The following is a 10,611-nucleotide window of genomic DNA, read 5'->3' as shown; positions in this document are numbered from 1 at the left end:
GTTCGGAAAATGCCGGGCGTCAAGCCCGGCAATCCCCTTCCCTTCCCCTGATCTTCGGCTTTCCCCATGTATGCCATGTAAGGGTAAAATTTTTCTCGGTACAAGATCAATCCAATAGGCAAAAAAAGAGAAGGCGTCCTACAATAGTGTCCATCGCAACACTTCCCAAAGGAGGCGCCTTCTCTTGGATATGCTTATAATCAAAAATTTACGAAATCCTGAAGGATTCCGCGGATCTGATCCCCATATTGTTTAACGCCCGATTTTTTTGTATAAATAGATTGAAATTTCCATGCAATAAGAAGAAATGGGGGAAATGGATGAGTTTTTTGCTCATCGGGTTGCTCATCATTGCCTTGATCTTGCTCAACAAAAATGATTTGATCGGGAAGGTGGGCGCCGAAAATTTTCTCGCGAGAAAGCTGAAAAATGCCGAATGGTTTCAAAATCCTTGGTTAAGCGGAATCTTTTTATTTTTCATCAATGCTCTGCTTTTCGGGTTGACCATTTTTGTTCTGACGCTTTTTGCTTTCGTGGCCATGCACTTTCCGATTCCGTTTTTGCATATCGTCATCATGTTTGTTGCGGCGCTTTCCAGCATTTATGTGTGGATGGCCATTCATCACGCCGAAAATCCGGGAAGGAAAGAGCGGTTCATCACGGGGACTGTCGGTAGTAGTTTTTATTTTTTGCTGATGTTCGTTTTCATTTTTCGAATGGCTGCCTTGGAGCCAAACACGCCGGAAAGGGATACGGCGATGGAATTTTTCGGATTGGCCTTTGCCGCGATCGTCGCCTTCACCGCTTTTATCACCTGTTTGGCCATCACCGCCTTCCCGGCCAAAAGGTCCCGGCGGGAATAACTGCGTGAGAAGGAAAAGCGTCAGGAAATCTTCAGCCGATCGTTCGCCTTCGATGGGGAGGAGGCGGAACTTTGCGGTCACGAAGGAAAAAATTTTGAAGCATCCCCGCCGATCATCCGAATCAAACGCAGGAGGCGCCTAAGAGAAAAACTGTTCTGATCTGGGAATGCAATGAAACGTTTGGAACGGAATTTTTGGAACTCTTCGTTCATGATGCGAACATTTACGTTGACAGCACCGTGATCCGCATCGACGGCAATCGCCCGTATAAAGTGAACGACAGCCTGGTATTGGGTCAAGACTGGACGGTCAAACAGCTGGATTTGGAGATTCAAAATCTGAAAAAATCGCTCCATCTTTTGTCCGATGGAAAAGGACGATGGTTCAACGAAAAGGGGGAGGAAATTTATCCCTTAAGGGGAGCTGCCGATCTTGACCTGTCCTGTACCCCGTTTACCAATTCGCTGCCGATCAATCGTTTGCCGTGGCAACGAAATGATGCGAGGGATTTGGAGATGGTCTTTCTTTCGGTTCCGGATTTGGCGTGGAAAAAAGTGAAACAAAGGTATCAGTTGCTCGAAGAGGCAGTGGGAAGAAGGAAGTTCCATTACAAAAGCGGCAATTTTGAAACGAATATTGAAGTGGATGCCGACGGATTTGTCCTCCGGTATCCCGGAATCTTTACCCGGGTCTTTTAGTCTTGCGTGATAACGGCTTCTGAAGCTTTTTTCACGGACGAAAGCCATCGATTCGCAGCCGGAGCCCCCGGTCCGCGCCCTGCAACCGCGCGTGGCGGAGCGGAACCCGCAGGATTTCCTGCTTTCCAATCCTGATCGTTTAAGATAATATGGAAGAAGAAATTTGCGGCAAAAAGGAAGGACGCCCATGTGGAGCATTGAAAAAAAGATAGAAGGCCCTTACGACTTCGATCAAGTACTGGCCCGCAACGCCCTCGACCCACTCCGGGCGGTCAATCGTTCGGAACGTTCCATCCTGGTACCCCTTTGGATCCGAAAGCGGCCGGTGGTCATCAAAGTAAGGGGAACCGGGGATGTCCATTCCCCTTCCGTCCGGATCGAGGGAGAAGAGGTCAAATACCGGGATGAGGCCGTGAAGGAAATCGAACGGATCTTTCAGTTCAACGAGCCGCTCCAACCCATTCACGACCATTTCCGGAAAACCTCGTTGGCGCCGATATTTGAAAAACACCGGGGCACCCCGCTCGTCCTCGATTTTGATTATTTCGAAAGCATCACCCGCTGTATCATCCATCAACAGCTGAATCTGAAATTCGCCTACGTTTTAACGGAACGGTTTGTCCGAACCTTCGGAACCGTCAAGGACGGGGTTCCCTTTTATCCGTTGCCGGAGGATGTGGCACGTCTCTCTCCCGAACAGCTGCGCCCCCTGCAGTTCAGCCAGCGGAAGACGGAGTATGTCATCGGCTTTGCCGAAAAAGTCGCCAGCGGCGAACTCGATCTGCAAGAACTCGTCAAAAAGGAGGACGAGGAGATCATCCGGGAATTGATCCGGTATCGGGGCATCGGCCGGTGGACGGCGGAAAACTTTTTATTGTTCGGCGCCGGCCGAAAAAACTTGTTCCCGAAAGCGGACATCGGACTGCAACGGGCGGTCCAGAAGGTTTTCGGCCTTAAGGAACGGCCGACGGAACAGGAGATGGAGGAAATCGGCAAGGAATGGGAGCCCTATTTGAGCTATGCCTCCCTTTATTTGTGGCGGAGCATCGAACCGGGGGCGTAACGGCAAGGGAGGCCGCATATTGCCGTTTTTAAAGGGAAAAATTTTTTATACAGGATCAGTTTCGAGGTGTGACGGATGAAACCCGTAACGAACATCAAAATATCGCCCGGCGAAAGGGTTTTTTTCACCATAAAGAGAATCGGCATCAACGGCGAAGGGGTCGGCTTTTACAAAAAGCAGGTGATCTTCGTCAAGGACGCCCTTCCCGGGGAAGAGGTCCTCGTGGAGATTACAAAAGTAGATAAAAACTTTGCCGAAGGAAATATCGTTAAGATCAAAAAACGGTCCGAACACCGGGTCAAGCCCCCTTGCCCGATTTACGAAAAATGCGGCGGCTGCCAACTGCAGCATCTCGATTACGGCCGGCAATTGGAGGAAAAACGGGATCTGATCGTGCAGGCCTTGGAAAGGCATACGAATCTCGATGTGGAAAACTTGGACATCCGGCCGACGATCGGGGCGGACCATCCGTGGGAGTACCGGAACAAGAGCCAGTTTCAGGTCGGCGTCAATAAGGGGAAGGTCATCGCCGGGCTTTACAGCCTGAACTCCCACCGGCTGATCGACATCCCGAAGTGCATCGTCCAGCACCCGTTGATCAACAAGGCGGCGGTGACGGTGAAACGGATTTTGTCCGACCTGGAGATCCCGATCTATGACGAGCGGAAAAGGGAAGGGGTCGTCCGCTCGATCGTGGCCCGGGCCGGCATCCAAACCGGGGAGCTGCAAATCGTCCTCATTACGGCAACGGATCATCTGCCGAAAAAGGAACGGATCGTCGCGGAGATCCGAAAGCGGCTGCCGGAAGTCCGGTCGATCGTCCAAAACATCAACCGGAAGAAGACCTCCCTCGTCTTCGGCGAGGAATCGGTGCTTTTGTGGGGAAAGAAGGCAATCGTGGAAACGCTGGGAAAATTCCGTTATGAACTTTCCGCCCGCGCGTTCTTCCAATTGAATCCGGAGCAAACGGCCAAGCTGTACGACGAAGTGAAAAAGGCGGCCGGCCTCACCGGCAAGGAAAAGGTCGTCGACGCCTATTGCGGCGTCGGCACCATCGGCCTTTGGCTCGCGGAGGAAGCGGGGGAGATCCGGGGCATGGACACGGTCGAGGAAGCGGTGGCGGACGCGAAGAAAAACGCCGACTTAAACGGGATCCGAAACGTGCGGTACGAGGCCGGCAAAGCGGAACAAATTTTGCCGAAGTGGATCAAGGAAGGATGGCGGCCGGACGTCATCATCGTCGACCCGCCGCGCTCCGGCTGCGACGCCGGCCTTCTCGAGACGATGTTAAAAGCGAACGCCAAAAAAATCATTTACGTCTCCTGCAACCCGTCCACCCTGGCCAAGGACTTGCACGTGCTCACGAAAAAATACGACATCGCCTACATCCAGCCCGTCGATATGTTTCCGCAGACGTCTCACGTAGAAAGCGTAATCTTGTTGATTCGAAAGGGAGCCTGATTTGCGGCTCCTTTTTTCGATGGATTTTTGAAGTTGGAAGGGCCGGAAGATTTCCCGACCGCCGACTGTTTCTGTCCGTCCTGATTTTTCGGAAATATGGAGGAATTTGCGAAGAAAATATGGAATATTCCCATATGATCTGATTCCATTTTTTCGCAAGAGCAGGAATACATATCCGTCCTGCTTCCGCCAACTTGAGAACGGATAAAGAACGGTTTGAGTCGAAAATAGGTGAATACGGAAATTTTGGTTTTCTCCGTAATAATCCTTTGTTTTTGTTGCTGCTTCAAGTTTACGCCCGCGCAAATCATCCGTATTGATTCACTGTGCCCCCGGTGGATCCTGGACAAAATCGTTACGGCCCGCCGACAATGAGGAGGGATATTCATGTTGGATGAAGATCGCTGCAAACAATATGCCATTCGTCAAAAATTAACGGAACCAAAAGAAGATTTTGGCCTGGTGCAACTCATCGAGCACCTTTGCGGCATCCAGGATCAGGTGCAAGGAAGTGTGTATCTGGCGGCCAAAGCGCGATTGAAAAACGTAACGGCTGATAAAATTCAGAAAGACTTATGGGAGAGGCGTTCGCTGGTAAGAACTTGGACAGTCCGCGGAACGATGCATGTCATCATTGCCAGCGATTGGCCCATGTTCAGAACGGCATTGCGCCCGGAATGGGAAGACAGGTGGAGTCGGTATTTGCAAAAATATGCAACTTGGAAACAACGGGAATTGGCGGCAAAGGCCGTTCTTGAAGTGTTGGATAATGGTCCCGCCACGCGCGCGGAAATTCAAAAGGGAGTGGAGCAGCTGTTAGGGACAAAGTCGGAATGGCTTACCAATTTGTTGTCACCTTGGGGCGGGGTCCTTAAAGATTTAGCGTATTGGGGTGAAATCGTGCATGGGCCGCAAAAGGGTTCTGAGGTCACTTTTGTAAAAACAAAGGATTGGCTGCCTCAGCGGCTGCCATTCTTGCCGGAGGATCCCGATGCCGCATTGTCGCAACTGTTCCTTCGTTATCTGATGGCATATGGACCGGCCACCATTCATGATTTCGCCTATTGGTCCGGCGTTTCCGTCGTGCGGGTGAAGCGCGCTTTACATCTGGTAAAAGGGCAGCTGCGTGAGTCGGATCATCGCTATGATGTTGCGTTTTCCATGGAAGAATTGGAAAATGCCGAACCCGCTGAGATCGCCTTTTTGCCAAAATTTGATTGTTATCTTTTGGGGCATAAGGAAAAATTCTACCTGCAGCAGCAATATTATAAGGAGGTCTATCGTCCGGCGGGGCATATTCAATCGGTGATCCTCTATAAAGGAAAAGTGATCGGCGTATGGACCAGAAGCAAAAAGAATCGCAGATCAGGAATGGATACGAAATTATTTTCACCGTTGGATGCGGACATTCAGGAAAGAGTGTTGGAGTCTGCCGAGCGTTATTTAGCGCATGAACATTAACAGAGGGACAATGAACTTGTTATATTCATCAATCCTGCTGGCCGTAAGGCTCCATTTATAAACCGAGTTTAACGCTTCGGGCGGGCAGGGTATCATTCTCTTTTTTACGAAAGAAATAAAAGGGGCATAAGTTGATGGAACATTTCGCACAGGCGGTCCGAATTTTTTATTATGTGGGGGCGTCTCGCAATAAATAGTTCCGTTTCTATACAGTCTCAGAGAGGAATACCGGTATGGATAATAGGCGCGCTGTCCTCTTTTGCAATCATTGACAAACGATAATGGTTTTTGGATGCAATTGACCATTTATCTCTCCAAGAGAGGTCATTCCTATGCTTTTAAAATTCTTGGTTTTACTGGGATTCATTACATTACCGATATGGGGAATAGTTTTTTGAGGATTATGGGAAAAATGCATTTTGGTTTTAGTTGTCCTTTGTCGTGATTATAACCGTACTGCCGCTCTCCATGTCCCTTCGGGCTGATTGGGTTTCGGATCGTAATGACATTGCGCCAGGAAGTGAAGGGGGGTGGAAGGGCTATTCCATGCCCTCCCATAACCCCATTTTTCATTATTAAATAACGACTTGTATAAAATTCATCGTCCCGTTCGGCGGACTCAGGCCCTGGTGATACGAACCGTTCCGCGTTCGCCGCTTTTTCTATATGGAGCCCTATTGGATGAGAAAATTAACCGGGAAAAGCTTTTCACCGGTTTTTGCCTTCCATCATTGATCCCTTTCGTTGATTCCACAACTTACGTTCTGAAAGGGAAGCGTTAATCGCTCGAGTAAAGGCATCGCAAAAAATCCCGCATATCGCGTGAGCTTGAAGTTGAGTCAAAACTGGATATTGAATACCAATCCCCTTCTACGGTAAGATTTACAACAATTTACCTTGGGAGGGGATTTTTATTTTATGATGCAGAAATCATGTCCGGACTGGCTGAGGCAAGCGATTGATCAACTCTACAATGAACAGGCGGCACAGATTGCAAAACAAACCAAGTTTGACGCGTTGAATCAGGCGCAACGCCAACTGGAAGAAAAATTGAAAACCGAGCTTGCCTTTCCACAGTTCCAATGTGTACTGGAGTGGGAGGAGGTGATGAATCGGAGGCACACGTTGGAGATCGAACAGATATACTGGACAGGGATCAAAACAGGCATGAGGATGTTACTGGAGCTTCAAAAATTCATAGCTGAGGATGGAGACTTATCCGAGAAATGAAGCAATACCGCTCTGAGAACAGGCATGGCTTACTGGCGTGTATATTTCAAAACTTCGCTCAAGATGTTTTTCGCCATCTCAATCGTTTTGGGATCATGTTCGATGAGCATCGAGACGAGTTCTTGGATCAACTGCTCTTTGGCAGTCAGATTCTCATATTGATAAGAGTAGATAAAAAAAATTGATGGACACCAACCTCTAAGCCATTAGCGATTTTCTCCAAATTGAGGAGAGAGATATTTTTCTCCGCTCTCTCGACACCGCCTATATAGGAGAAGGTAAATCCGCATTTTTCGGCAAGCGCATGTTGCGATAAGTTTCGGTCTTTTCTGATTTGACGAATGCGTTTTCCAACTTGGACTAAAATCTCCGACTTTGCATCTACACCGCTTTATTCAAGTGTAGATGCATCAATTATTGCGATAAATTACACTTGGAGAGTTATTTTTTCTTCTTTGATACAAATAGTAGTCATGTTATAATAAATGATAATTTAAACTTTTGATAATTGAAAAAATATTACAATTATCGTCACTCCTGTCGGGGTACATATTAATTTAGTTTGTGTTAGGAGGTTGATGTCATTGGCGATTCGCATAAAACTGAAGATGCTTTCGTTCTCGTTGTGTGCGGCGTTAACAGGTTCAATGATCCGGGTCGAGCGGAGTTGTAACTGCGCAAACAGTTTCGCAGCAGGACGTAGTGAATGTCATCATCAAAGGCGAGTTACAGGAGTTCTCTCAACCCGCAGTAACAGTTGATGGACGTGCCTTAGTCCCACTCAGGGGTATTTTCGAGTTACTTGGAGCGAAAGTAGAGTGGGATAATGCCACCAGAACAGCTACAGGTACGAAGGATGGGGTTAAGGTTGTAGTTCAAATTGACAATCAAACGGCTTACGTCAATGGGCAGGCGGTTAAACTTGACGTACCAGCAAAGACCATTAACGTTCGAACGTCGATGAGGCTATTGCTGGATACTTATCTGATTCAAACGTGCTTTGTACCGATTCATGGAGGGCGTTCAGTTCATATGCGAATGAAAAAGATTTGACTCATTATCGTTTCAAATCGCGTGGTAAACAGCGTGTAAAAGGCGTGTACCATATCCAAAACGTCAACAGTTACCTTAGCCGTCTGAAACGCTGGATCGATCGCTTTAATGGTGTTGCGACAAAGTATTTGCATCATTATTTAGCTTGGTTCCGTTATATTGACAGCAAGGAATATGAGAATACACCGTCGATTAAGAAAATATGTTGGTTGTCTCTTGCCTGTGCACTGTAAAGGAGACAAACACCAAACTTCGACGAGCAGCTTTTTCTCACTGAATGGGCAGTAATCCAAGATGAATAAATCATCACTAAGGTAAAGGAGGATGATATATGAATGCAACAAATGTAAAATACGAAGCACTAATTGAAAGGATAAAAGATTGGGCTGAAAGCCAACAAGATATAAGGGCTGTATTAATTCAAGGTTCATATGCCAGACAGGAAAAGCCTGCTGATGAATGGTCAGATTTAGATTTAACAATCGTTTCTACAACGCCAGATATTTATATCAGTACTACGGAGTGGCTACAATATTTGGGTAAATATTGGTTGACGTTTGTTGAAAAAACGTCGGATGGTAATGAAATGGAAAGAAGGGTACTGTTTGAAGATGGGTTAGATGTGGACTTTGCAGTGTATTCGAACACAACTATTCAACAAATGATAGTCCATGGTTTGCCTGAACACGCAAAATACACGTTGAGCAAAGGAATACGCATTTTAGTCGATAAAGATGGTATAATTAACCAAATTGTAGGTATTAAGATTGAGAAAGAGGAAGTGGAGCCTCCATCTCAACAAGAATATTTAGAATTGGTCAATGACTTTTTATATCATTATATATGGACCCTCAAAAAACTTAAACGTAAAGAATTATGGACAGCAAAAGGGTGCTTGGATAATTATATGAAATGGAAGTTATTGAAATTAATTGAATGGCACTCCCGGGCTACAAAAGGCTGGAATTACGATACATGGCATGCAGGGCGTTTTTTAGAAGAGTGGGCTGATCCAAAAGTCATTCAAGGCTTGAGAGGATCATTTTCTCATTATGATCATGACGATATATTAAGAGCATTGAAGGAGACGTATAAACTATTCAGATGGTTAGCAATTGAGGTTGCAGAAAGGCAAAGCTTTGGATTTCCTTTTGCAAATGAGGAGATGGTTTTAAAGTGGGCAGAAAAAAATTTATGCTAAACTCATCATTCTAACGAGAAACAATAGTAAAATTTAACTGTCTTCCTAAGGAGGCGGTTAAATTTTATTCTTATATCAACATTAAGATTTAACATAGCCTTTCATAAAGTGAAAGATCTTCCTCCAACCTTGAATAAGTATGCGAAGTATTATTATTGGTATCTTGCCGGCATGCCGGTTTGCAGGCCAAAAGGATGCCTATTGTTCACATTGCACAGGAAAAGGATTGGAAAGAATAATGTTGAAATTCTGCTTCCTTAATGCAAAGGGATAATCCCGATTCGTCCGAAAACGTGAAGGTTCACTCTTTTCCGATTTACGTGAGTGTCCAATATTCCTTGATCGTTTGTTTTGATGAGACATTTGATCAGGCCGCTGTTCGTTGCTCTTCCGGGTTGAAATCACGCGAGGAGAGGTGCCTATTCTTGGAAAAAACTCGCACCATTCCATTGTTGGCAGCCGGTGGATTCATTTTCTGTGGAGAAAATCGATGAGATGCGATCCAGCCGAGGTTATTGCTGCTGGGAAAGGTTGCGGATTTTCCGGTCATGTTGGGCGATCTTGACCGAGTGGAAATCGACGGTTTCTTGCGTTTCGATAAGTTCCATGCGGATGTGGTTGATTTTGGTTTCCAGGCGATCGAATCGTTCGTTCATTTCATTTTCCAGCCGATCAATTCTGCTTTCCAATCGGTCTTCCAACGCTTGCATCCGCTTATCCATTTCCTCAAATTTCTTTCTAAATTCCCTGTCCATCCCTTCGACTTTTTTGTCTAATGATTGGACTTTATCGTCTAATGACTGGACTTTTTTGTCCAATGACTGGAATTTTTCGTTTAAGTCGGCGATTTGCGAACGGATGTCAGACGCATGCAGATCGAGCGCCTTTAAGATTTCTTTTAACATGGTTTGTTGTTCCACCTCATTCACCTCCTTACTATGAGTATAACCGGGTTGTATCGGCAAGAAAAGATAAATGGAGAGAATCATTTCCCCTTTTATCCCGCATTTTGAACCGACAAAAAATTCCCCTATTGAAATCACGGCACCACTCAATGATACGGAAGTTTTTCATGTTTTTTGTCTGAATTGGGTGGTATCATCGGTTTTGGCATCCGAGCTTTGCCAATTTTGAACAATCGATCTTTACCTTACTTGGCGGCATCCGGGATATCAAATCCGATAACATCGATGTAATTTTCATCTGAAAAGCAAAAAAACGATCCCGTGTTCAGCTTTCATATTTTTGGTTTCGGCGGATGAAATCCGAAAGCGGAACAGATCCGAATCTGTCGTATAAGTGTATATTCGTCTTTCACAGGAAAACTTTTGCATTTTTTTTGCCAAATCATGAAAAAGTTCAATGCCGAAGATCCGATCATTTTCCTGCGACGATACATTCATTGACGGGCAGCTCTTCGGTGGACTTGATGGTTCCGGATGCCGAGGAGGGCAGCACATAGATGTAGGCCGCTTCCGCTTCCGGATCATAAGTGATCATTTCTTGTCCTCCTCCCGGATCTCCGGCATGATGCCGGCGTTTTTGCGGTGGTCGTCACCGCGCTTCCTTCTTTCCCTCCGG

Annotated in this window: 11 protein-coding genes and 1 pseudogene; 9 read left to right on the top strand and 3 right to left on the bottom strand. The window is 46.3% G+C overall.

Going from position 1 to position 10,611, the window contains the following annotated elements:
- Nucleotides 1-320: 320 nt before the first annotated feature.
- The 6 genes from A3EQ_RS0100655 (at nt 321) to A3EQ_RS0100625 (ending at nt 6,776) form a co-directional block, all read left to right on the top strand.
- The gene (locus A3EQ_RS0100655; protein ID WP_020153258.1) at nt 321-863 is read left to right on the top strand and encodes a hypothetical protein; all 543 of its coding nucleotides are present in this window, start codon (nt 321-323) and stop codon (nt 861-863) included.
- A gap of 101 nt (nt 864-964) precedes the next feature.
- On the top strand, nt 965-1,561 hold the full coding sequence (locus A3EQ_RS20420; protein ID WP_081626155.1) for a putative glycolipid-binding domain-containing protein: 597 nt from the start codon (nt 965-967) through the stop codon (nt 1,559-1,561).
- Nucleotides 1,562-1,748: 187 nt separating this feature from the next.
- The gene (locus tag A3EQ_RS0100645; protein WP_020153256.1) at nt 1,749-2,624 is read left to right on the top strand and encodes a DNA-3-methyladenine glycosylase family protein; all 876 of its coding nucleotides are present in this window, start codon (nt 1,749-1,751) and stop codon (nt 2,622-2,624) included.
- Nucleotides 2,625-2,699: 75 nt separating this feature from the next.
- On the top strand, nt 2,700-4,085 hold the full coding sequence (gene rlmD / locus A3EQ_RS0100640) for a 23S rRNA (uracil(1939)-C(5))-methyltransferase RlmD (RefSeq protein WP_020153255.1): 1,386 nt from the start codon (nt 2,700-2,702) through the stop codon (nt 4,083-4,085).
- Between the two features lie 387 nt (nt 4,086-4,472).
- Entirely contained in the window at nt 4,473-5,546 is a 1,074-nt protein-coding gene (locus tag A3EQ_RS0100630) for a winged helix DNA-binding domain-containing protein (protein ID WP_020153254.1), read from the top strand.
- Between the two features lie 918 nt (nt 5,547-6,464).
- Nucleotides 6,465-6,776 (top strand): hypothetical protein, encoded by a 312-nt coding sequence (locus A3EQ_RS0100625; RefSeq protein WP_020153253.1) that lies wholly within the window; start codon nt 6,465-6,467, stop codon nt 6,774-6,776.
- A gap of 145 nt (nt 6,777-6,921) precedes the next feature.
- Here the strand turns inward: A3EQ_RS0100625 and A3EQ_RS21975 are convergent, their stop codons facing one another.
- Complete coding sequence (locus tag A3EQ_RS21975; protein ID WP_244874554.1) at nt 6,922-7,110, bottom strand: helix-turn-helix domain-containing protein; 189 nt, start codon at nt 7,108-7,110, stop codon at nt 6,922-6,924.
- 368 nt (nt 7,111-7,478) lie between these two features.
- On the opposite strand from A3EQ_RS21975, the gene A3EQ_RS21595 reads away from it, so the two are divergent.
- From A3EQ_RS21595 to A3EQ_RS20405, 3 genes and pseudogenes are all read left to right on the top strand, one after another.
- On the top strand, nt 7,479-7,829 hold the full coding sequence (locus A3EQ_RS21595; RefSeq protein WP_020153251.1) for a copper amine oxidase N-terminal domain-containing protein: 351 nt from the start codon (nt 7,479-7,481) through the stop codon (nt 7,827-7,829).
- Nucleotides 7,724-8,062, top strand: a pseudogene (locus A3EQ_RS21970) (IS1595 family transposase); the annotation flags it as partial. The gene A3EQ_RS21595 and the pseudogene A3EQ_RS21970, both read left to right, overlap by 106 nt.
- Before the next feature lie 98 nt (nt 8,063-8,160).
- Nucleotides 8,161-9,030, top strand: a complete 870-nt coding sequence (locus A3EQ_RS20405) for an aminoglycoside 6-adenylyltransferase (RefSeq protein WP_020153250.1) — start codon at nt 8,161-8,163, stop codon at nt 9,028-9,030.
- Between the two features lie 512 nt (nt 9,031-9,542).
- Here A3EQ_RS20405 and A3EQ_RS0100605 read toward each other — a convergent pair.
- Nucleotides 9,543-9,950, bottom strand: coding sequence for a hypothetical protein (locus A3EQ_RS0100605; protein ID WP_020153249.1), 408 nt, complete (start codon nt 9,948-9,950; stop codon nt 9,543-9,545).
- Between the two features lie 457 nt (nt 9,951-10,407).
- Complete coding sequence (locus tag A3EQ_RS21960; RefSeq protein ID WP_020153247.1) at nt 10,408-10,530, bottom strand: DUF2283 domain-containing protein; 123 nt, start codon at nt 10,528-10,530, stop codon at nt 10,408-10,410.
- Nucleotides 10,531-10,611 lie beyond the last annotated feature (81 nt).

Origin of the sequence: Caldibacillus debilis DSM 16016 (assembly GCF_000383875.1) — a bacterium.
GTDB classification, from domain to species: domain Bacteria; phylum Bacillota; class Bacilli; order Bacillales; family Caldibacillaceae; genus Caldibacillus; species Caldibacillus debilis.
Note: the sequence above shows the minus strand (reverse complement) of the source record. Positions and strands in the feature narration are given on the sequence as shown.

Bases quoted from the DNA above. Each gene is read 5' to 3' on its own strand.
- A3EQ_RS0100655 (WP_020153258.1), top strand. From the start codon at position 321: ATGAGTTTTTTGCTCATCGGGTTGCTCATCATTGCCTTGATCTTGCTC.
- A3EQ_RS0100645 (WP_020153256.1), top strand. From the start codon at position 1,749: ATGTGGAGCATTGAAAAAAAGATAGAAGGCCCTTACGACTTCGATCAA.
- rlmD (WP_020153255.1), top strand. From the start codon at position 2,700: ATGAAACCCGTAACGAACATCAAAATATCGCCCGGCGAAAGGGTTTTT.
- A3EQ_RS0100630 (WP_020153254.1), top strand. From the start codon at position 4,473: ATGTTGGATGAAGATCGCTGCAAACAATATGCCATTCGTCAAAAATTA.
- A3EQ_RS0100625 (WP_020153253.1), top strand. From the start codon at position 6,465: ATGATGCAGAAATCATGTCCGGACTGGCTGAGGCAAGCGATTGATCAA.
- A3EQ_RS20405 (WP_020153250.1), top strand. From the start codon at position 8,161: ATGAATGCAACAAATGTAAAATACGAAGCACTAATTGAAAGGATAAAA.
- A3EQ_RS21960 (WP_020153247.1), bottom strand. From the start codon at position 10,530: ATGATCACTTATGATCCGGAAGCGGAAGCGGCCTACATCTATGTGCTG.